The 22096-nt window shown below is 44.6% G+C and carries 18 protein-coding genes; 9 read left to right on the top strand and 9 right to left on the bottom strand.

Annotated elements, in window-relative coordinates:
• Position 1: 1 nt before the first annotated feature.
• The gene (locus ITG12_RS21635; RefSeq protein ID WP_005425979.1) at positions 2-238 is read right to left on the bottom strand and encodes a DUF2909 family protein; all 237 of its coding nucleotides are present in this window, start codon (positions 236-238) and stop codon (positions 2-4) included.
• Here ITG12_RS21635 and ITG12_RS21630 point away from each other — a divergent pair.
• From ITG12_RS21630 to cyoE, 4 genes are read left to right on the top strand one after another with little or no spacing between them, the layout of a single operon-like run.
• Positions 237-1004 (top strand): SURF1 family protein, encoded by a 768-nt coding sequence (locus ITG12_RS21630; protein WP_038875403.1) that lies wholly within the window; start codon positions 237-239, stop codon positions 1002-1004. The genes ITG12_RS21635 and ITG12_RS21630 overlap by 2 nt on opposite strands.
• Entirely contained in the window at positions 1001-1537 is a 537-nt protein-coding gene (locus ITG12_RS21625) for a hypothetical protein (protein ID WP_038875401.1), read from the top strand. Before ITG12_RS21630 ends, ITG12_RS21625 begins: the two co-directional genes overlap by 4 nt.
• Positions 1538-1548: 11 nt before the next feature.
• Positions 1549-2568 carry a COX15/CtaA family protein gene (locus ITG12_RS21620; RefSeq protein ID WP_038875398.1) on the top strand — a complete coding sequence of 340 codons (1020 nt, stop codon included), beginning with the start codon at positions 1549-1551 and terminating at the stop codon, positions 2566-2568.
• Positions 2561-3472: a heme o synthase gene (gene cyoE / locus ITG12_RS21615; protein WP_038875395.1), complete on the top strand. Its 912-nt coding sequence runs from the start codon at positions 2561-2563 to the stop codon at positions 3470-3472. The genes ITG12_RS21620 and cyoE overlap by 8 nt, the downstream gene beginning before the upstream one ends.
• Positions 3473-3958: 486 nt before the next feature.
• On the opposite strand, the gene ITG12_RS21610 is transcribed toward cyoE, so the two are convergent.
• Positions 3959-4939 carry an OmpA family protein gene (locus tag ITG12_RS21610; protein WP_038865343.1) on the bottom strand — a complete coding sequence of 327 codons (981 nt, stop codon included), beginning with the start codon at positions 4937-4939 and terminating at the stop codon, positions 3959-3961.
• A 460-nt stretch (positions 4940-5399) separates the two neighbouring features.
• Between ITG12_RS21610 and aroG the strand changes: the two genes are divergently transcribed.
• The 3 genes from aroG (at position 5400) to ITG12_RS21595 (ending at position 9590) form a co-directional block, all read left to right on the top strand.
• On the top strand, positions 5400-6452 hold the full coding sequence (gene aroG, locus ITG12_RS21605) for a 3-deoxy-7-phosphoheptulonate synthase AroG (RefSeq protein WP_038875393.1): 1053 nt from the start codon (positions 5400-5402) through the stop codon (positions 6450-6452).
• 184 nt (positions 6453-6636) lie between these two features.
• Complete coding sequence (locus ITG12_RS21600) at positions 6637-7809, top strand: MFS transporter (protein ID WP_038875390.1); 1173 nt, start codon at positions 6637-6639, stop codon at positions 7807-7809.
• A 218-nt stretch (positions 7810-8027) separates the two neighbouring features.
• Positions 8028-9590, top strand: a complete 1563-nt coding sequence (locus ITG12_RS21595) for a PAS domain-containing methyl-accepting chemotaxis protein (RefSeq protein ID WP_038865349.1) — start codon at positions 8028-8030, stop codon at positions 9588-9590.
• A gap of 126 nt (positions 9591-9716) precedes the next feature.
• Here ITG12_RS21595 and tkt read toward each other — a convergent pair whose 3' ends face one another.
• Both tkt and tal read right to left on the bottom strand, forming a co-directional pair.
• A complete protein-coding gene (tkt, locus tag ITG12_RS21590; RefSeq protein ID WP_038875387.1) occupies positions 9717-11708 on the bottom strand; it encodes a transketolase in 1992 nt (663 codons plus the stop codon).
• A gap of 79 nt (positions 11709-11787) precedes the next feature.
• A complete protein-coding gene (gene tal / locus ITG12_RS21585) occupies positions 11788-12738 on the bottom strand; it encodes a transaldolase (RefSeq protein ID WP_038873776.1) in 951 nt (316 codons plus the stop codon).
• Positions 12739-13203: 465 nt separating this feature from the next.
• Here tal and ITG12_RS21580 point away from each other — a divergent pair, with 465 nt between their 5' ends.
• Together ITG12_RS21580 and ITG12_RS21575 are read left to right on the top strand one after the other, a co-directional pair.
• Positions 13204-14205 carry a sugar-binding transcriptional regulator gene (locus tag ITG12_RS21580; RefSeq protein ID WP_038873779.1) on the top strand — a complete coding sequence of 334 codons (1002 nt, stop codon included), beginning with the start codon at positions 13204-13206 and terminating at the stop codon, positions 14203-14205.
• A gap of 126 nt (positions 14206-14331) precedes the next feature.
• Positions 14332-15627, top strand: coding sequence for a glycoside hydrolase family 18 protein (locus tag ITG12_RS21575; protein ID WP_038875383.1), 1296 nt, complete (start codon positions 14332-14334; stop codon positions 15625-15627).
• A gap of 66 nt (positions 15628-15693) precedes the next feature.
• Here the strand turns inward: ITG12_RS21575 and ITG12_RS21570 are convergent, their stop codons facing one another.
• From ITG12_RS21570 to ITG12_RS21550, 5 genes are all read right to left on the bottom strand, one after another.
• Positions 15694-17985, bottom strand: coding sequence for an EAL domain-containing protein (locus ITG12_RS21570; RefSeq protein WP_038875379.1), 2292 nt, complete (start codon positions 17983-17985; stop codon positions 15694-15696).
• A 21-nt stretch (positions 17986-18006) separates the two neighbouring features.
• A complete protein-coding gene (locus tag ITG12_RS21565) occupies positions 18007-18837 on the bottom strand; it encodes a sulfurtransferase (protein ID WP_038875377.1) in 831 nt (276 codons plus the stop codon).
• Positions 18838-18892: 55 nt separating this feature from the next.
• Complete coding sequence (locus tag ITG12_RS21560; RefSeq protein ID WP_038875508.1) at positions 18893-19192, bottom strand: hypothetical protein; 300 nt, start codon at positions 19190-19192, stop codon at positions 18893-18895.
• 151 nt (positions 19193-19343) lie between these two features.
• Entirely contained in the window at positions 19344-19817 is a 474-nt protein-coding gene (locus ITG12_RS21555; RefSeq protein ID WP_038875374.1) for a hypothetical protein, read from the bottom strand.
• A gap of 12 nt (positions 19818-19829) precedes the next feature.
• On the bottom strand, positions 19830-21944 hold the full coding sequence (locus ITG12_RS21550) for an LruC domain-containing protein (RefSeq protein WP_038875371.1): 2115 nt from the start codon (positions 21942-21944) through the stop codon (positions 19830-19832).
• Between the last annotated feature and the right edge of the window lie 152 nt (positions 21945-22096).

The raw sequence follows: 22096 nt of genomic DNA, 5'->3' as shown, positions 1-22096 counted from the left end.
ACTAGTAAGGACGAGGGTTAGGGGCGATCCAGCCTGCCCCTAGAGCAATCAGAAGGAGTATCACGACTAACGCAGAAAACATGACACGACGACCGAGATAATGGCTCATTGGTTTGCCTTTTTTCGATGAATCCTCTGGGTCTTCGCGAACCATTTCGATAAGCGCTTTTGCGAGGTTAAAGATGATGAAAAGCAGCAAAAGGACAAGCGTTAATTTGAACAGAAATACGGTGGACATGGCACCTCCGGTTTCGTTTTTGATGTTATCGAAATGGGTTTGGATTGCTGTTTGTTTAACTGTGGTCGTGTTTTCTCTATTGGTCAAACTGGGCTTCTGGCAGCTCGAACGTGGTAACGAAAAGCAGCTTTTAGAGCAAGCTATTTTGGCAAGAGCGAATGCACCTTATCAGGATATGCGCACTGTACTGGAGAACAATGATTGGCGTGAGGAGAGTGTGATTGGCATTAAGGTGAAAGCCAATGTGACTCCGGAGGCACTTCCGGTCATCCTTTTAGATAACCAGACGTATGAAGGGGCAGTGGGGTATTTAGCGTTTCAAGTCGTTTCCTTGACCCAAGACCCAACCACATTGACCCTCCTAGAGTTAGGGTTTGTCAAAGGGGAAGCTTCACGCTCTGTGCTACCTAAAGTGGAAACTTTACAAGCCCCTTACGAGGTTACTGGACGTTTATATCGCAAATCGATGAACCCTTTGAGTTCCGACTTAATGGCAGAAGTTGGCGATACGATACGCGTCCAAAATCTCAACATCAATCAACTGAGCCAGTTGCTCAATGTCGAATTAATGCCAACCGTCGTACAGCCAAACAATTTAGTCCGATGGTCGTATTCTTTCCCATGGAATCCTTTGCCATTAACCAGTGCTAAGCATTTTGGTTACTCCTTTCAATGGTTTGTTATGGCGGGTGTATTTCTGCTTATCACTGTAATGATCTTCATTCGATGGTTCAAAAGTTCACGCTCACAAGGAGGTGAGGTATGACATCAGCGGTCACGAGAGGAAGAATTGTACTGTTGTCGCTAATTGTCCTTTTTGCTCTCCCGGCAATTATTGCCAAAGTAGTGCTTAGTCAAGGCTGGTATGAAACGGGTGTGACTAATAGAGGTGAGCTGGTGGAGCCCTATACCACATTTGAACAATTGGGGCAGACATCGCCTCTGAGTGAAAAAGGGTGGCAATTGGCTTATGTGTTGCCTTCTGATTGCCAAGAACAGTGTCAGCAACAACTTCACCTCATGCAGCAGAGTCATATTGCGTTGGGCAAGTACCAAGAGCGAGTCGTCCCAGTTATCTGGACATCAAAGCAGTCAGCAAGTGCGAGCGAAACGATGATAGTGATGCAAATGAATGATTCGTTGTCGGAAAAAGTCCAAGCAGGGCAAATGTTGATCGTTGATCCATTAGGGCAACTTGTGATGGCTTATACACCTGAGGCCAATGAGGATTTGGTGCGGTTAAGTAAGGACGTCTTGGCGGACTTACGAAAACTATTGAAGTTGTCACGTGTAGGCTAGGGAGGGGCAATATGACGTTAAATGGTTTGGTTAGGTTCAGCCTGTGTCTTACTCTTGTGGTCATCATGTTAGGCGCATATACGCGACTGGCTGATGCAGGTTTGGGGTGCCCAGATTGGCCGGGATGTTACGGTCAACTACTCGTTCCTCAAACCGATGCTGAAGTTTCTCGAGCGAATGCGTTATTTCCAGAACGTGCAGTGGAGCACGGAAAGGCTTGGCTGGAGATGATTCATCGTTATTTTGCGGGCACCTTAGGGCTCGTAATTTTGATGATGGCGATTGTTGCCGTTAGGGCTGAACGTGTTGATGCGACGATTCCGATTCTACTCTGCGTCTTAGTTATTGGTCAGGCAGCATTGGGAATGTGGACCGTAACTTTAAAACTCATGCCAGTGATTGTTATGTTGCACCTACTGGGCGGATTTACATTGCTTGCTCTCCAAGCGGTGTTCTATTGTCAGATTAAATCTCAGAACAGCCTCTACTTTTCGCCATCTTCAAAAAACGTGAGAACCTTTTCCTTGATCGCTTTTGGCGTAGTGTTAACACAGGTCCTGCTTGGTGGTTGGACATCATCCAACTACGCTGCTCTTATGTGCACCGCTTTACCGATTTGTGAGGGGAACTGGACCAGTTACTTATCTTGGAAAGAGGCGTTTTCTTTCTGGCAAACAGGGTTTGATAACTATGAGTTTGGTGTTCTAGATTACCCAGCACGAATGACAATTCATGTCAGCCATCGTATTGGTGCCATCATTACCGCATGTGTTGTGCTGATTTACTGCGTATTACTATTAAAACAAGACTCACACCATTCTCAACGCTTGGGTGTATGGATTGGCTTAGCTTTGTTTTGCCAAATCCTATTGGGCGTAAGCAATGTTGTGTTCCAACTTCCTATCTATGTGGCAGTAGCACACAACCTAGGAGCGGCTATTATGCTAACGCTTATTTGTGTCAGTCAGTTCTATCTATGGCAAGGGAAATCTCGTTGGAGTCATCAAGCGAAAGGAGTTCGCTATGAGTAAAGAAATCACATTACCTCTTGAAAGCGGTAAGAAGATTGGTTCAACCTACCTAAAGCTTACTAAACCTAAGGTTGTCGCACTAATGTTAATCACTGCGATAGTCGGAATGATCCTCGCGCCAGTGGTTAACTTCCCATGGATGCAAGCGATGGTTGGGTTGATAGGAATTGGTTTGATGGCAGGTTCTGCAGCGGCGTTTAATCACCTCATTGATCGACGTATCGATGCTCGTATGGCGAGAACACATAAGCGTCCATTGCCCTCTGGTGACACGAATCCTTTGTCCGTTGCCATGTTTGCTAGCGCTTTAGGTTTGATTGGGTTTGTTCTTTTATATGCGTTAATTAATCCGCTCACTGCTTGGATGACGTTTTTAAGTTTGTTGGGTTATGCGGTGGTTTACACCATGTATCTCAAACGCGCTACTCCACAGAACATAGTGATTGCGGGGATTGCGGGCGCAATGCCGCCTTTGTTAGGGTGGACAGCGGTTACTGGCGAATTACATGCCAACGCGTGGCTGCTTGTGATGATCATTTTTATATGGACTCCACCCCATTTTTGGGCATTGGCAATACATCGGGTAGAAGATTATCGAAAAGTGGATATCCCGATGTTGCCTGTCACTCATGGTATTGAATACACCAAAACTTCGATCCTTCTGTATACTGTGTTGTTGACGTTAGTTTGTATATTACCGGTCCTAGTCGGCATGGCCGGCTTTGTCTATCTATTCTCCTCTTTATTACTCAATGCGGGCTTTGTGTACCACGCGTGGAAGCTGAAGTTTTCTCCACAGCCTAATAGTGCGATGGAAACGTTCAAATTCTCTATCTACCATTTGCTTGCTCTGTTCGTTGCACTATTAGCTGACCATTACTTAGGCTCATTGTTCTCTGTGTAAAACTCTTCTTCTAACGACTGACTGACCGCACCAATCTTCGGTGCGGCGGTACTTCTACTACGTTGTTGACTTCTTATGTAGGCCAGCTACATAAGAAGTCTCTGTCTTGTATAAACAGCAAACCATTCTCTGCAAAAAATTAGCTCGAAAGGTCAATAGAACCTAAAAAAAGAATATCGAAAAGAGAGCTCTAGGCCATCTTGACAGTATAAGTTCGTTTGGAATCGAGGTGAGAGATAAAGAGTGTTGAGGGTTGTTTAAGTCTTGAGTTGTTCAGACGACAAAGCTGTTCAAGAAGAAGGTTTTAAAATGGTTTGAGTGTGTCGATTGGATAAGATCTAAGCGTTAAGTTGTGGAAATGGTTAAGGCTAGAGAGCTATGTGGTGCCTGATTAGCGTCGTTAACATGAGACGCATAAAGCGAGGAATTGAAGCAAGTAAAAAGGGATGCCGAAGCATCCCTTAGACTAAATCAGAGTAGGAACTCTTATTCAGGTTGAGACAGTTCTTCGTATTGGAACTCAGGTACATGTACCACAACACGACGGTTCTGTTCGCGACCTTCATGAGTACTGTTGTCAGCTACTGGATCTTCTTCACCCATACCAGTTACTGTGAAGCGATCTGCATCGATACCTGCTGCGATTAGGTAATCAGCAACCGCTTGAGCACGACGCTCAGACAGTTTTTGGTTGTAAGCTGCTGGACCAGAGCTATCTGTGTAACCAGTAATTTCAACTTGAGCTTGTGGGTATTCGTTCAAGAAATTAACGAAGTTATCTAGACGCTCAGACACTGAATCAGTCAGTGTTGCACTGTCGAATTCAAACGTACCTGTACCGTACTCTTCTTGGTGCGTCTTCGTCATCATTACTGGTTCTTCTTCCATCACCTCTTCTGTTACTACTGCCGCTACAACTGGTGCTGCTGCGAATTTGTAGTTAACACCGATGCCGAAGAAGTTAGCATCCATATCATCTAGAACGTCGTCTGAGATGTCTTGGTAGCGTTGGTATTCCGCACGAACGCTCCAGTTACGGTCAATGGTGTATTCCGCACCAAGTGAACCTGTAGGCACGATGTCTTTTTCGTCACCAGAAATCATGTAAGCACCACCAACTTTCGCGAATAGGTTCCACGTGTCGTTTAGATGCCAGTTGAATTTAGGTGCAAGTGTTAGTGCCCATAGATCGCCGTCGATAGTATCTACAGCATTAGCCCCTGACTTGAAGTTAGCTTTGTAGTCACCCAAGTAATCAACGCCATACTCAAGTGCAATGATATCGGTGAAATCGTAACCGATGTGCATTCCGGCGCCGAAAGCATCATCATCACAAGGGCTGTTTAGATAACAAGCATCATCTAAAGTAGTCATGCCTACTTTGCCCCCGATATACATCTCAGCATGAGCAGAGCTCATTAAACCACCAGCTACCACTGCTGCTACTGCAATTGCTACTTTGTTCATAATGTTTCCTTGTATTGATTGCATATTAACTTCTACTTTGTTTTAACAATTTGAGTAAAACTAGGTAGTTATAAGAAATTAGTTTAATAGTCATTTAATTTAACATCAAGCAACAATATCTTAGATCTTGCTACACTTTTAGTCGCGAACTCCCTCACAAACTTCTGATATTTCTTACATTGTAGACAAGATTTTTAAATTTTTAAGAAAATAACTAATTTTATTGAACTTTTTTCGTAAACTTAAATGTACGCTGTGTTTTGAAATGAACGTTAGGTGTTAATTTGCATTTTTTTAGAAAAAGTGATTGCAAGTCTACTGTGAAGTCGATAAGTTACTTCCATCGACACAATTAAATGAGCCTACAGCCCTTGTTATTGCTTGCTTTGTGAACAATGTTGCACTGAGTAAAGTTGGGTCAAAATAGTGGGTCAGGGATAGTAACTAGGAAGTAGAAGTAATGTTTCAAACTGATGATGTAAGAATTAATAAAGTAAAAGAGCTATTGCCACCCGTTGCAGTATTAGAAAAATTTCCGGCAACTGAAACTGCTTCTTCGACTACTTTTGAATGCCGAAATGCCATTCACAACATTCTGGAAGGCAAAGACGACCGTTTACTTGTCATTGTTGGCCCTTGTTCAATTCATGACCCAGAAGCGGCGGTAGAGTACGGTAAAAAGTTAAAAGTGTTGCGTGATGAACTCGGCGACCAACTAGAAATCGTGATGCGTGTTTACTTTGAGAAACCACGTACAACGGTAGGTTGGAAAGGACTTATTAACGACCCGTACTTAGACGACACATTTAAGTTAAATGACGGATTACGCATTGGCCGTAAGCTTCTTCTTGATCTGACCGATATGGGCTTACCGACCGCGAGCGAATTCCTTGATATGATCACGCCACAATACGTTGCGGATCTTATCAGCTGGGGTGCGATTGGTGCGCGAACGACAGAGTCTCAGGTTCACCGCGAACTTGCTTCTGGCCTGTCTTGCCCTGTTGGCTTTAAGAATGGTACAGATGGCAACATTAAGATCGCGAGCGATGCGATTCGCTCAGCAAGCGCTTCTCACCACTTCTTATCTGTTACTAAATACGGCCATTCTGCAATCGTAGAAACAGCAGGTAACCCAGACTGTCATATCATCCTCCGTGGTGGTAAAGAGCCGAATTATAGCGCGGCGCACGTTGCTCAAATTAAGGATGAACTGGATGCTGCGGGTCTACCTAAGAAAGTGATGATTGATTTTAGCCACGCCAACAGCTCTAAGCAGTTCAAACGTCAGATGTTGGTTTCTGATGATGTATCAGAACAGATCGCTGGTGGTGAAGACGCGATCTTCGGTGTGATGATTGAATCGCATCTTGTTGAAGGTCGTCAGGATCTTGTGGATGGTAAGGTCGCAAATTATGGCCAATCGCTTACCGATGCTTGTATTGGTTGGGAAGATACTGAGACGGTTCTACGCCAGCTATCAGACTCTATTAAAGCTCGTCGAGCAAAATAAGCCAATAAGCTTGAAATGAATGAAAGCCAGCACAGCGCTGGCTTTTTTCATTTCTGAGCGCTTTGGAGTTATTGGTTGTCATAATTGCGCGTTCATTGTACTTAACCGTATGCAACTATCTCATGTATTTATGGACCAAATCCGCTAATGTATTTGCATAGATTAGAATTACTCAAGGAATGAGATGAACAGAAACGTCTGGTTGCTGTCACTTTGCCAAGCTTTGCTCATGACAGGAAACATCTTACTGATTTCAGTTATTGCCCTGATCGGTAAACAAATTGCCCCGTCATCAAGCATGATTACTCTACCTGTCGCGTTGCAATTTTTAGGGTTAATGTCAGCAACGATTCCCGCTTCTTTAATTATGGGGAAACTGGGACGACGACTGGGCTTTAGCCTCGGTAACGTCATTGGTATTCTTGGTGCTTCGTTGGCGACTTACGCATTGTCACAACAAAACTTCACTCTTTTTTGTACTGCTACCTTTTTGTTGGGTATTGGCATCGGTTTTGGCACTTTATATCGGTTCGCTGCCATTGAAGTATGTGATGAATCTGCAAGGCATAGAGCAATTTCTATATCTATGGCTGGTGGCGTATTGGCGGCTGTATTAGGACCAAACTTAGCGGTTTATTCACAACAATGGTCGGATGGCGGGCTCTATATCAGTGCTTTTGCTGTTTTGATTGTGCTCTATGTTACGGCCTTAATATTGCTACAAACTATTCAGTTCCCTCCGGCTCACGCACAGTCAATTGATACTAAGCCAGATTCGATTACTGCGATCATTAGAAAGCCAAACTTCATGATTGCCGTGATGGCAGCCATGGTGGCTTATGCAGTAATGAACATTCTTATGACCGCGACACCACTTGCGATGATTGGTTGTGGTTTCGATTTCACGAGAGCGGCAGGTGTTATTGAATGGCACGTATTAGGCATGTTTGTGCCGGCTTTCTTCACCGGAAGTTTGATTGAGAAGTTTGGGGCTAAGAAGTTGATATTAGCTGGTGGCGTTTTGTTTATTGCGTGTATTGCGATCAACATGCATGGCCTTTCAATCTGGCACTTCAGCACGGCGTTGATTTTACTTGGGGTTGGCTGGAATTTTATGTTTATCGCCGCAACAAGCTTATTTAGCCAAAGTTATGAGGCTAAGAACAAAAGCAAAGCTCAGGCATTCAATGAGTTCTTTGTATTCAGTTGCGTGACGATTACTGCATTGCTCTCTGGTTGGTTGGAGTCGACGGTGGGATGGCAAAATCTAAACCTATATGTACTTCCGTTTGTTATTTTCGTGATGGTGGTGTTCGTGCTTAAAGCGAATAACGATACTCAGTCTCAAGCTGCGTAACCGTTAATAGAAATTTATAAGACCCGGTCATTATAACCGGGTCTTTTTTGTCTAGAAGTTCACATTGTTTAGATTTGCTGGTTAATTATTGTTATCTAAGTAAGTTTTTTAGGCTTGAAATGTCGCATCGGTAAGATTTTTTCTCTAGCATTTTGTAATAAAAACAACATTCGTGTATACAACCTGTCGCAATTAATAATAATTATAGAAGTCTATCTATGTCAGCCCAATCTTCTCTCAAAGCTCAAGAAACGCTCTTCTCAGAAACCGATGAATTGGTTTCTACCACAAACTTAAAAGGTGTGATCACTTATTGCAACGATGCGTTTTGCCGAATTGCTGAATACACCTCTGAAGAATTACTCGGTCAAAACCATAACATTGTACGCCATAGTGATATGCCTAAAGCGGCATTCGGCGATATGTGGACACGTTTGAAACAAGGAAAAGCTTGGCGAGGTATTGTGAAAAACAAAACTAAGTCAGGCGGTTATTATTGGGTGGATGCCTATGTAACGCCAATCTATGAAGGACACGAAGTTGTAGGTTACCAATCGGTTCGAGTGAAACCTAAGCGAGAATGGGTAGATATTGCGGCTAAAGCGTATCAGGGACTGTTGAAAGCAGAGAAGTCTGGCAGAACTTGGTCGTTAAAGCTCAATGAAACATTGCGTTATGGCATTCTTTTAGGTGCACTTGTTGCGCCAATGACGAGCTTCGCTTTAGCTCTAGATGGTCCTCTAGCTTGGCTGGCGTCATTACTGCCTGCAGGGGTTCTGGCATTGCTTTTCCGTCAAGAACTCATTGATACGCCACAACAGTTTAAGAAACTTCAGTTGCAATATGACAGTGTAAGTCGTTTAGTGTATTCAGGTAATAAGCCGTTTTCTATCGCTGATTTTCATATCAAAATGCTGTCGGCTCGTATTCGTACGGTACTTGGTCGAATGACCGATTCAGCAATGCCATTACAAAATTGCGCAGAAGAGCTTAGTCATACTACGGCAGAAGTACTCACAGCATTGACACAGCAAAATAAAGACATTCATGAAGTTCGCGATGCGGCGGATTCGATGGAAGCGTCTGCCAATTCAGTGTCATCGAGCACCCATGACGCGCATCTATTGATCGATGACACACTGAAGTCTTGTCTAATGGCGAAAGAAACCATCGATCAAACTCATATCAATTTGTCACAGTTGAGCTTACAAGCAGAAAAAGCCACGGAGACCACTTATCAGTTGAGTGACCAAGCTCAGAAGGTAAGCCAATTGATGGAAGAGATTGGCGGGATTGCTGACCAAACTAACTTACTTGCGTTGAATGCTGCCATTGAAGCAGCAAGAGCGGGTGAGCAAGGACGTGGATTTGCCGTCGTTGCTGACGAGGTGAGAGCCCTTTCCGGACGGACTTCCAATGCGACGGATCAAATTCAAGCTTCCATTGAAGCGATGCTGGCAACGATTCAAAGCTGGCAAAAAGACATTATCGCCAATAAAGATCAAACGGACACGTGCTCACAGGTCGCTGAACAGAGCGCATTACGCCTGTCTGAAGTTGAGCAAATGATGCAGAGCATGAGCGGATTAATGGTCAACGTTGCTGATTCCGCGAATAAGCAGCTCCAGTTATCTAGCGATGTGAATCAGCACATTCATTCGATTGCTTCTACCGCAGAGCAGAACTTAGCAGCGACGCACTCCGTTGAGCAAAACAGCCAACAATTGAAAGAGCAAGTACAAGACTTCTATCGAATTGCGATTCAGTTTGAAGAGAAGTAACTTGGATTAGATGCTTTAGGATTCGTTATCGATAGATAATCGATAGATAAAATAAAGCCCCGCTGCAGAGAGCGGGGCTTTTCAGTTTTCACATTCGCAATAGAGAAAACTGATAATACTAAGCGATTAAGCTAGCAGTTCTTTTGCTGTGTTTACTGCGTTTTCTACAGTAAAGCCAAACATTTCGAACAGCTGGTCAGCTGGTGCAGATTCACCGAAGCTTGTCATACCGATGATACGACCATCGAAGCCAACGTACTTGTACCAGAAGTCAGCAATGCCCGCTTCAATAGCGATACGTGCTGTTACGTCTGATGGCAATACTGATTCACGGTAAGCCGCGTCTTGCTTGTCGAAGGTGTCTGTCGCAGGCATTGATACAACACGTACTTTCTTACCTTCAGCCGTTAGTTGCTCAGCTGCTTTCACTGCTAGTTCAACTTCAGAACCTGTCGCAATAAGAATCAGCTCAGGTTTGCCATCGCTGTCTTTCAGGATGTAACCACCTTTCGCGATATCTGCAACTTGCTCAGCTGTACGTTCTTGTTGCGCTAGGTTTTGACGAGAGAAAATAAGAGCCGACGGACCATCTTTACGTTCAATCGCAAGTTTCCAAGCTACCGCAGACTCAACTTGGTCACATGGACGCCATGTGCTCATGTTTGGCGTTAGGCGTAGAGATGCAATTTGTTCAACTGGTTGGTGAGTTGGACCATCTTCGCCAAGACCGATAGAGTCGTGCGTGTAAACTTGGATGTTCTGAATTTTCATCAGAGCAGCCATACGCATTGCGTTACGAGCGTATTCCATAAACATTAGGAACGTTGCGCCGTAAGGAACAAAACCGCCGTGTAGTGCGATACCGTTCATGATCGCTGTCATACCGAATTCACGTACACCGTAGTGAATGTAGTTACCAGAGAAGTCGCTTGCTTCTAGAGATTTAGAACCTGACCACATGGTTAGGTTAGAAGGCGCTAGGTCAGCTGAGCCACCCATGAATTCTGGAAGCATTTGACCAAACGCTTCTAGTGCGTTTTGAGATGCTTTACGTGATGCGATGTTCGCTGGGTTAGCTTGAAGATCAGCAATGATTGCGTTTGCTTTCTCTTCCCATTCCGCTGGTAGGTCGCCGTTTACTCGTCTCTTAAACTCAGCCGCCAACTCGGGGTATGCTGCTTCATAAGCAGAAAGTTTCTCGTTCCACGCTGCTTCCTTAGCTGCGCCTGCTTCTTTCGCATCCCACTCTGCGTAGACTTCCGACGGAATTTCAAAAGGACCGTGCTCCCAACCAAGTTGTTTACGTGTCGCTGCAATTTCTTCAGCGCCTAGTGGTGCACCATGACAGTCGTGCGAACCAGATTTATTTGGTGAACCAAAACCGATGATGGTTTTAGTACAGATCAGCGTAGGGCGTGGGTCCGCTTTAGCAGCTTCAATAGAAGCATTGATTGCTTCAGCATCGTGACCATCTACTGCTGGGATAACGTGCCAGCCGTAAGATTCAAAACGCTTAGGCGTGTCGTCAGAGAACCAACCTTCAACGTGACCGTCGATAGAGATGCCGTTGTCATCCCAGAATGCGATCAGTTTACCTAGGCCTAGCGTACCAGCAAGAGAACATGCCTCATGCGAGATACCTTCCATTAGACAGCCGTCGCCCATGAACACGTAAGTGAAGTGATCAACGATGTCGTGGCCTTCTTTATTAAACTGTGCCGCTAGCGCTTTCTCAGCCATCGCCATACCAACTGCGTTAGTGATGCCTTGACCTAGAGGACCAGTTGTTGTCTCGATACCTGGTGCGTAGCCGTACTCTGGGTGACCAGGAGTTTTAGAGTGAAGCTGACGGAAGTTCTTAAGATCATCGATAGACAACTCGTAGCCTGCGAGGTGCAGTAGAGAGTAGATCAGCATAGAGCCGTGACCGTTAGATAGCACGAAACGGTCACGATCAGCCCACTCTGGGTTCGATGGGTTGTGGTTCAGGTGAGAGCGCCAAAGTACTTCAGCGATGTCAGCCATACCCATAGGTGCGCCTGGGTGGCCAGAGTTTGCTTGTTGTACACCATCCATGCTTAGTGCACGAATAGCATTAGCTAGATTTTTACGGTCCATAATAACTACCAGTCTTTCAATATTGGAATTGGAAATTGAAAGGGGAACGCAAACGTTCCCCTTTTTTAATTCTGTGTGATTACAGCTTAGCTGCGATCATGTCTTCTAGTTTGCCTTGGTCAACGGCGAAGTTGCGGATACCTTCTGCTACTTTCTCAACTGCCATAGCGTCTAGGTTGTGCTCCCATAGGAACTCGGCATGAGTCATTGGCGCTGGGCGCTCTTTCGAGCCCTTAGAGTCAACCAACTTCTCAACTACTTCACCTTCAGCCGCTTCTAGTTCAGCTAGAAGAGCAGGAGCGATAGTTAGACGGTCACAACCAGCAAGTTCTAGGATCTCGCCGATGTTACGGAAACTTGCGCCCATAACAACCGTGTTGTAGCCGTGCTCTTTGTAGTAGTTGTAGATGTCAGTTACTGAAATTACGCCTGGATCTTCAGATGCTTCGAAGTCACGACCTTCTTTCGCTTTGTACCAGTCCATGATACGACCAACGAATGGAGAGATTAGGAATACGCCAGCTTCAGCACATGCGCGAGCTTGTGCGAATGAGAATAGAAGTGTTAGGTTACAGTTGATGCCTTCTTTCTCTAGGATTTCAGCAGCACGGATACCTTCCCAAGTAGAAGCTAGTTTGATTAGGATGCGATCGTTAGTGATGCCAGCATCGTTGTACATTTTCACAAGCTGGCGAGCTTTAGCCACGCTGCCTTCTGTATCGTAAGAAAGACGAGCGTCTACTTCTGTTGAGATTCGACCTGGAATCGTTGTCAGAATTTCTTTACCGATGTTTACAGCAAGCATGTCACAAGTGTCTTGAACTTGTTGTGCTTTATCATTGCTTTGCGCTTTTGCGTACTCGATAGAAGCATCGATCAGAGGCGCGTACTCTTCGATTTGAGCCGCTTTTAGGATAAGAGATGGGTTAGTTGTCGCATCTTCTGGTTGGTACTTTTTGATTGCGTCAATTTCACCAGTGTCCGCTACTACAGTCGTTAGTTTACGAAGTTGCTCTAACTTGTTGCTCATAATCGATCATCCTATATAAATGGGCTTAAGTGTGGTTATCTGAACCACAGCTTGTGCATTTGCAAGCGAGTCGGCCAATCGTCTCATCATAATTAACGAGACATCTGCTCAACCAACTACGGAAAATTTCGGTACCGAACATTTGCCCTGAACATATGATCGGTAGCTGAGTAAATGATGTGTCCATATTTATCCTATCCATGCCGAAAGTCAATTGGGGAAGCTGACTTATAGTGAACTTCATCAACGTTTTTTTCTTGGATGTTTAGTCGTTGAACGAATTAAACGTTTGCCCTTATTGTTCAAGGCTTGAACAGTCATCTAAAAGTGATAAATCGCCACTGAGAAAATGTTATTGCAGTGAGCAAATGTAACGTTAAAATTGCTAGGTAACATATGATAAGTCAATGAGCAGATGCTCACTACCGCATACAATGTCGATCCTCTAAAAGGGCGAGAAAAACCATGAGCAGTTCTAACCAAGATATTTCTATTGAAAGCACAGACTTGTTGACGGAGATCTCCGTTGCTTATTATCAGGATGGTGCGACGCAAGAAGAAATATCAAAAAAATTCGCGATTTCACGTGCCAAAGTTGGCCGAATGCTAAAACAGGCACGTGATGAAGGCATTGTCGAAATTACCGTAAAGTATCACCCAGTATTTAGCGCCAAAATTGAACAACGTCTAATTGAACGATTTGGTGTTAAGCGAGCATTGGTTGCGCTCGACCAGCCGAATGAAGAAGCACAGCGGTTGCAGGTTTCGGGCTTGGTTTCTAACTATTTAACCAGCACGCTCAAAAATGGCATGGTGGTGTCTGTAGGGCAGGGGCGAAACGTATCTTCTGTCGCACATCACGTTGGTGTAATTACCCCGCGAGATTGTAAATTCGTGTGTGGCATCGGTGGTATTCACCCGCGTGGTGGTATGTTTAACGCCGACCATATTTGCCGACAGTTTGCGAAGAAATACGGTGGCACTTCTGAAACCTTGTACGCCCCAGCTTATGCAGAAAACCGAGAGCAAAAAGTTGCATTTATGCAAAACGCGACGGTCAAACAAACGCTAGATCTTGCACGTAAAGCTGATGTCGCTTTGGTAGGCATCGGCGATATGAGTGAAAACAGTTACATGGTTGACCTTGGTTGGTTTACTCCAGATGAAGTCGTGCAATCACGATTGATGCAAGGTGTTGTCGGAGACTTTGCTGGATATGATTTCTTTGATATTCATGGGAACGTAGCAAACACTGTCATGAGCGATCGAGTGATAGGTTTAGGGATTGATGAATTCCGCCCCATTGCTGAAGTCATCGCCATTGCCGCAGAAAACAGTAAACCTCTTGCGCTACTAGGAGCATTGAGAACTGGAGTTATTGATGTTATCGCGACGAGTGTGAGTAACGCACTTACCGTTTTGAACTTAGATGAGCAAATGCACGATAGCGAAGCATCAGAGGTTTAGCACAAATAATATGCAACTTATGTAATCAGGCTGCGAGGATTTATAGATCACTCGCAGCCTGATTTCGTTTGCAAGTTAAAAATATTCCTCAGGAGTAATTTGGAATTGATTACTCTGGAGGAAACCATGAAAAAAACACTTCTCGCAGCTGCACTATTTACGGGGTTAACTGGGGTTGCTCAAGCTGAGCAAAAGGTCGTTGCAGGCTACTTCGCTGATTGGCAATACGCGAATGCTGAAAACCCATACACAGTGAAAGACATCCCAGCGGACAACCTTACCCATATTATTTACGCATTTTTAAGCATGTGTGGTCCTCATACTGGTGCGTCGGAAACGGTTCAAAAGCTCGTTGCCAAACAATGCGAAGGCAAAGAACCTTACACCGCGATTCTTGTTGATACCGAAGCCGCGCTTGAGAAAGATTTTGGCCCAGTTTCTGTCAAAGTGCCTTACAAGGGGCATTTTGCTCAACTCGCCGAGCTTAAGAAGCAATATCCTGATTTAACAATTCTGCCTTCTTTTGGTGGCTGGACCATGTCTGAACCGTTTCACGCAATGGCGAAGAACAAGCAAGCGATGGATCAGTTCTCAAAAACGGCCGTCGAGTTAATTGCTCAATACGATTTCTTCGATGGGATCGATCTTGACTGGGAATACCCAGGTGGCGGCGGTTTAACCACATCGCCTTGGAACCCTGATACCAAACTGACCGATGAGCAGAAAGCGTTAGAACGTGATGCATTCACTTATCTTGTAAAAACCATGCGTGGTGACTTAGATGCATTAGCGAAACAAACAAAACGCGAATATGAGCTTTCTACGGCAGTGGGCGTTGGTTCAAAAGCGGCAGGCATTGATTGGAAAGCGGCACAACCTTACCTAACGAATATGTTCGCAATGACTTACGACTTCCTAGGTGGTTGGGGTCAGCAAACTGGACATACGACTAACTTGCACGCTACCGAACGCAGCTGGTGGGGCATGGGCGCAGATGTTTTCATTAACCAGATGATTGAACTGGGTATCCCTAGTGAGAAGTTGGTGATTGGCGCTGCTTTCTATGGACGCGGCTGGCAAGGGACTAAAGACTTCTCAGGTGATTTGCCGACACAGGATTTGGTTTCAGAACAAGGTGCGCAGTTTGGTACTGGTGAGAATGGCTATTTCATGTTCTGGGATTTGATGAAGAACTACAGTGCTAAGCAAGGTTACGAATACAAATATGACGAGCAATCACAAGCTCCTTATTTGTGGAATCCAGATAAGAAAGTTTTTATTTCGTTTGAAGATCAGCGTTCAATTAAAGCCAAAGCAGATTGGGCTAAACAAGCAAAACTCGGCGGTATTTTTACTTGGGAGCTGTCTGGCGATCCGAAAGGTGAGCTCGTCGAAGTGATGTATAAAGAAATGCAGAAGTAAGCATTCGAAGGCATCTTTTTCGCTGGTTTACGATGACACTAGGGGAATAATGAAAACAAGCCGTTGTTATTCTGCGACGGCTTTTTCATTGCTGCTTTGTTGTGCAAATTCTATCAACGCCTCAAAAAGCAGTGGTTTGGAATAGAAGTAGCCTTGGATTAGGTCGCAACCACAAACAGCAAGCTGATCACGTTGTTGCTTTGTTTCTACACCTTCCGCTAAGACCTTCATACCAAAATTCTTACCAATGGCGATGATGTTTTGCACCATGTTGAGGGCTTTTTCATCCTCTTCGATGTTATCGACAAAGCTTTTATCAATCTTTACCTCATCAATTGGAAGGGCTTTCAGCATACTCAAAGAAGAGTAACCTGTACCGAAGTCATCCAGTGAAATTTTAAAGCCTAATTGGTGTAAGCGTTCGCAAATCGGTGCGAACTTGTCTAAATCCTCAATGAACAAGTTTTCGGTTATCTCCAACGTAATTCGATTTTGGTCAACACCATGTTTTTCAATCGATGCAAGGAGATTGTCGACGAAGTTCACCTGAATAAATTGCTTGACCGATATGTTGATCGACATTTGAATCGGTTGGTGTGAAGTTGCCATCAACCTTGCCATATCAATAAGGCTTTTTTCTATTATCAACTCTCCCAGACGAACCATTAAACCAGAGCTTTCGGCCAAAGGAATAAATTCATTGGGTGGTACAAAACCAAGCTCTTCGTCTTGCCAGCGAATCAACGCTTCCACGCCATAAACCTGCCCATTTACGTTCAGTTGAGGCTGATAAACCATAAACAGGCTTTGTCTCTCGATGGCTAGCCTTAAACGCTGTTCGATGCGCATTTTGTGCAAGTGCTTTACATGCATCTGTTGGTCAAACAAGCTGTAGGTGTTTCGCTCTTTTTTCGCTTGGTACATCGCAATATCGGCTGAGCGAAGCAGTGCATCTAGGTTGTTGCCATGGGATGGGTAAAGTGCAATACCAATGCTGCAACTGAGTAAGAATTGGTTGTCTTTAACAATGTAAGGTTCGGATAAATAAGCGATGAGATCGCTAGCAAGCGTATTGATGCTGGCTTTATCTACGAGATTGACAAGAAGGATGAACTCATCACTGGCTTCTCGGATAATCAATCGTCCTTCCGCTTCAAACGTTTTTAGGCGCTGAGCGATTTGTTTTAACACTTCGTCGCCAAATTCATGGCCGTGTGTGTCGTTGACCGATTTAAAGTTATCGACATCAATAAACATCAGAGTAAAAGGGTTGGAAGCCCCTCCTAGCCAGCGACCGATGTGGGTTCGCAAATATTCACGATTGGGCAGGAGAGTGAGGTGGTCATGGTGCGCTTGATATAAGAGTTTCTCTCGCGTCGCCAATTCGTTGTTCGCAATGGAGCGGACGAGCGCATAAAAACCAGCTTGAATGAAAATGAATACGATGGAATAAAGAGCGAATTGCTCAAAGAATCCACTTTGGATATATCTGAGATCAGTAGATGAAGAAGCCCAAAGTTTATAGTCAGGCAAATACTTTAACGTCACGAGTTGATTGATTCTAGGGTCATCTGCAACAATATTTACCGCGCTCGCTAGTGACTTGACAGTATCTCGGCTCCAGCCATATTTTTTGTCTACTTGCTCAAAAACGATTGATTTTTTATGGCCATCAGCAGGATGGTTATAACTGTAAACCGTCGCCTGCTCTGCGGATGTAAACGTTAAGTAGCCATCTTCACGTACTAGGGAAACGCGATTGTGCTCGTTGGCATGAATATCATTTCTAAAGACCAAGGAAGAATTCATTTTGAAGCCTGCCGTCATTACAGCAGTGACTCGTCCCTGTTTATCACGAATTGCTTTTCTAATTGGGATCACCAATGAATCGAGAGCAGGCATAAAATACGTGCGTCCAACGACCATATGATTAGATTCAAGTGCGGCAATGAATGTGTCTTTGGTTTGCGGATTTTGATTGAGGTTCTTTAGTTTTTGCAAATCTAAGTTGGAGCTTATTGCAAGATAATCTCCTTGAGGGTTTGTTAAACCAAATGCAGCGATTGCTGGGTGGATACTCATAAGATTGTCTAGCAGCGGACGCATCTGAAGAGAGGCGGTGCGCGTGAAGTCATTTTGCTCAATAAGCTGATGACCGACAACTTCAAGAAGGGTTTCTTGTGCTTTAAAGAGTGAATCGACCGATGAAGCAAACAGCTCCAATTGTAAGAGCTGCTTGTCTTTGTATTTATCGAGGGTGGATTCGTAGTGATAATGACCAAATAAAGAAAACAAACCGACGCTAATTGCGAAAAGCGTTATGTACAGCGTCCAAATGTTCTTCTTTAATCCGATCATATTATTTTGATAGCTCCTAAATTAGCACTCGATAGGTAGGGATTGGTCTGCGCCCCATTCTGTCCATGACCCGTCATAAACCGATAGTTTTTGCATGCCTAGTTGATACGCTGCTAGTAACAAAATGCACGCAGTGACACCAGAACCACAACTGAAAATGATTGATTTATCATTATTTATTGTTAGTTCGCTAAATATCTGTTGCAACTCTGAATTTGGCTTAATGTGACCGTCCGTTAATAGTTCTTGAAACGGCAAGCAAACCGCATGCGGAATGTGCCCACTGCGTAGACCTTCTCGAGGTTCTGGCACTTCACCTAAAAAACGAGCCTTGGAACGAGCATCAATAATATTTGCACTTTGGTGATTTGAGTGGCCAAGAACCGCTTGGGCATCCAAAAATGCCTTTTCATCCAATTTGCCAGAAAAATCACCTAGCTCTTTGGGTTGTACAAGTGTGTCTACGACGGGGAAACCCGCGTCAATCCAAGCGGGTAAACCGCCATTCAAAACACGAACATTGTTATGCCCCATTGCTTTTAACATCCACCATGCTCTTGGTGCTGCTAGCGTACCTGAGTTGTCATAGATCACGATGAGATCATCGTTATTCAGCCCCAACTGTTGTGCGCGGTTATTGAAGTCAGCTTCCGTTGGCATCATGTGGGGAAGGGGGGAATTCGGTAAACAAAAGTTATTGTCATAATCAAAACGCTGCGTACCAGAAATCCATTGGTTCTGAATTTTCTTTGTTTCGGATGGAATTTGAAAAGCAATGCTCGCATCTAAGAGCTTAAGGTTTGGTTTACCTAAGAGTGGTTGTAATTCATTGACAGTAATCAGTGCTTGCATGTTTTGTGCTTCCTTACCATGGCATGAAGCCGTTGTATAAATGAGCAGAATAGGCTTATTCGCATTTCAAAAATGTGAGCGGCTGCTCGAAGAGAGAACCTGTGGTTTGGTTGAATGTCACCGTTGAACCTACTGGGCAATTTACCGTTACAGGGACCGAGATAGGTGCTTGACCTTGTTCAGGTAAATCGATGGTTAAGTATCGGCGTTGTCCGTCAAGCGATTGAGTTAATGTATTACTTATCACCGTTGTAGTGACGGTTTGGTTTTTCTCTGATGATGTTAACCAAAGCGCAAAAACTAACAGCAGTATGGTACCTGAAAAGACAAAAATGTAGGTTTTGGGGTTGTCCAACGTGTTTTCCCGCATCTTCAGTAATCCTTCTGTTTTACAATAAAAAAATCGCATGTTCAAAAGAACGATGCGATTTTTAAGTTAAAGTATGGACAATTTTGCGGTAAAGCTTGTTGTTCGTACCGTTATTACCTTTCGGTTTGGTCAGAGACTACAACGTTAAGCTCGTATCACTGGTGGAAATAACTCGTCGAATTGGGTCAGTGCCATCGTAAAACCAAATCTCGACCAGTAAATCACCTTGGCTGTCAGAGATATTGAAATCAAAATCTGCTTGGCCATTGCTCAAGGGTATAGAAGCCACTTTGCTGGGGTAATTGGCTTTGTAGTTACCTGCGCCGTCTTCTTGGAAGTCCTTATACAAGCTTAAATGCGCACGTTGAGAAGAGAAACCACTGATATCGACACTAAGTGTGCCTTCTTTCACTGGGTTGTAGTTGAAGCCTTCTGGTACCACTAAATCCTGCATGGTGGTCTCTTCTTCCGGAACCGTCACTGTTGTTGGAGGTGGTGCTGGTGGTGGTGTTGAACTATCATCGTCGCTGCTACTGCCGCCTCCACCACCGCCGCCACCGCCACATGCCGTTAGTGCTAATCCCATAATGATTGTGGTTAAGTATTTCATAATATTATCTCCCTATGGACGGTTGTAGCACTTGTCGGCTGTTGGTGATTGGTGCCAGGTTTCGCTCTCTGTACCTCCAGACTCAGCCCAAGTTTGGAATGCAGGGTAGGCTTCAACCATGTCAATTCGTTCTAAAGGCCACTCCCAGTCTTCTACAATAAGTAGAGCCCAAGGAAGGTAAGTGGCTGTTTTGAAGTAGTTGTTTGAGCCATTCAAACTTGCATCGACACCTCGGCCATATAAGGATGTATCGAATTGCTCAGTTGGTGCTTGTCCGGGTAAGTGCACTTCCCATTTACGACCTGGTTGGAAAGTGATGCCGTCGCCATGGTAAGTATTTGGTGTTGCAAAGATGAACGGGTCGTATGGCATATCGGTTATCGCAGAGCGATCAGAACCTTCTGTAAAGTAGATGTTGAGGGTAAAATCCAACAGTGCAGTATTGGTATCACAGTCAGATTCGGTTCTAAAGAAAGTACATCCACCGCTGCTGGCGGCGTGAACACTCATGTCTTCACCAATGATAAATATTGCTTCATCAGAGATGCTTTCCAGTCCGTTTGACGCTTGCTCAACACCATCAAATGTCAGTGTTGTCAATGAGGTTTCGATACTGCTTCGTGATACACCAGGTAATCGAATAGCAAAGCCATTTTTATAGGTGGCACCGTAAGCGACCAATTTGCCCGAGATTTTGATGTTTTCGACATGACCAGCCAACGTGGTTTCTGTGATTTGTAGGTCAACAACGACATCATTCATGTCATAGTCCGCTGTATATGGCCAGTTGTCTTCATAAGCAACGGATGCGTAATCGTCTACTGCTGGGAAGTGCTCCACAGCGTAACCATTAGCCGTTATTGTGATTGGGTGATCTTCCACCTCGCCTGATGTTGAACCACCATCATAGTTAAGGTCAGTTTGTTGACTAAAACGGAAACGACTCCAGCTTGAACCGGCGGTCGCAGCGGTAGAAACAACAAATGGAAGGGAGTTGCTACCCGCAGCGAGAAGCTCATTGGTGAAGACTTGCTCGCCATCATCATCAAAGTCACCATCGCGGTTCCAGTCAAACCAAGCGGATAGATAGCCTGTTGTTGATGCAGTTACTTCGACAACGGAGCTCAAACCAGGATCGAGTGCAGCAACAAAACCAACGCCATCTTCATCGGCAGCACCAACTGCGTTGTCGTCTGCTTGCCCATCAGAATCACCGTCTGGACCAACAGACCCCAGCCAAGTAACGTCATCGACTTCGTGACGCGGACCATTTGAAGCAAGCGTTGTGCTGTAAGTGTCCGGTGCGTCACCAAAATCGATCGGATCGTCTTCGTCAATCACAGGCGCATTGGCACATCGAGCACCGTCATTTTGGCTTGAACTTGGGCCGTTAGAAACAAACTCGACCGCAGGAACAATGCCCGCTGCGATATTGGCTGCGTTGCCTTCCGAAAGGTCAACACGATAGATTTTGCCATCTTGGTTACGTGACACGTAGTAGTTGCCGTTTACATCAAAGTAGCCAGCACCAAATGTGCCTAACTCGCCTGTATCACCTATCGCAGTCGTATTACCATTCGATGGGTTGAACTGGTACAGCACTCCAGAATTATTGTCGATGCCGTAAAGGGAACCGTCGCTTGGATGGAATGCAAAGTCGGTTAGGTTCACCGTCGCTGTTGAACTAATTTTCACGATGCTCAATGTCGCATTTGGATCAGAATCGAGTGGAGAAAGGTCAATGGAGAAAAGTCCTTTGCCTTTGCGGTACAAGTAGTAGACGTGGTTGTAAACGTCACCTACGTAAAACGTGTGGTCGGCAGGAAGACCAGAAACATCAAGCGTCTCTGCTTGGAAGTCTTGACCAAGACGAACAATCTCTTTATTTGTGGTGTCGTAGCCGTAGATATAACGGTCAGTGAAGTTAAAGCCTACGCCGTTAATGCCCGAAGCCAAACCTGTGTCGTCCTCTAAAAGAGTCGTAGAACCTGTAACCAAATTGACGCCATAGATTTGAACCGGGGTTGATTGGAATAGGTACGCTTTGCTTGGGCATGTGTCAAATGGCGCCGCTTGTGCATAAGCGCTCGCTATTAGAGACCCAAGTAGTAGTGATGTCCTTTTCATAATTCGCCCTCTCATTGGTTCGTGATATATGCAATGAAAGGAATGTGCCAACTTTTAAGTTGTTGATACATAAGAATTAAGTTTTCCTCTTTCTGCAATTTCTAATCTGAAAGTCAAAATGAAAATTTAATTGATGTCGATTTCTGAAAATT

Source organism: Vibrio sp. ED002, from assembly GCF_023277445.1.
Classification (GTDB): domain Bacteria; phylum Pseudomonadota; class Gammaproteobacteria; order Enterobacterales; family Vibrionaceae; genus Vibrio; species Vibrio jasicida.
Note: the sequence above shows the minus strand (reverse complement) of the source record. Positions and strands in the feature narration are given on the sequence as shown.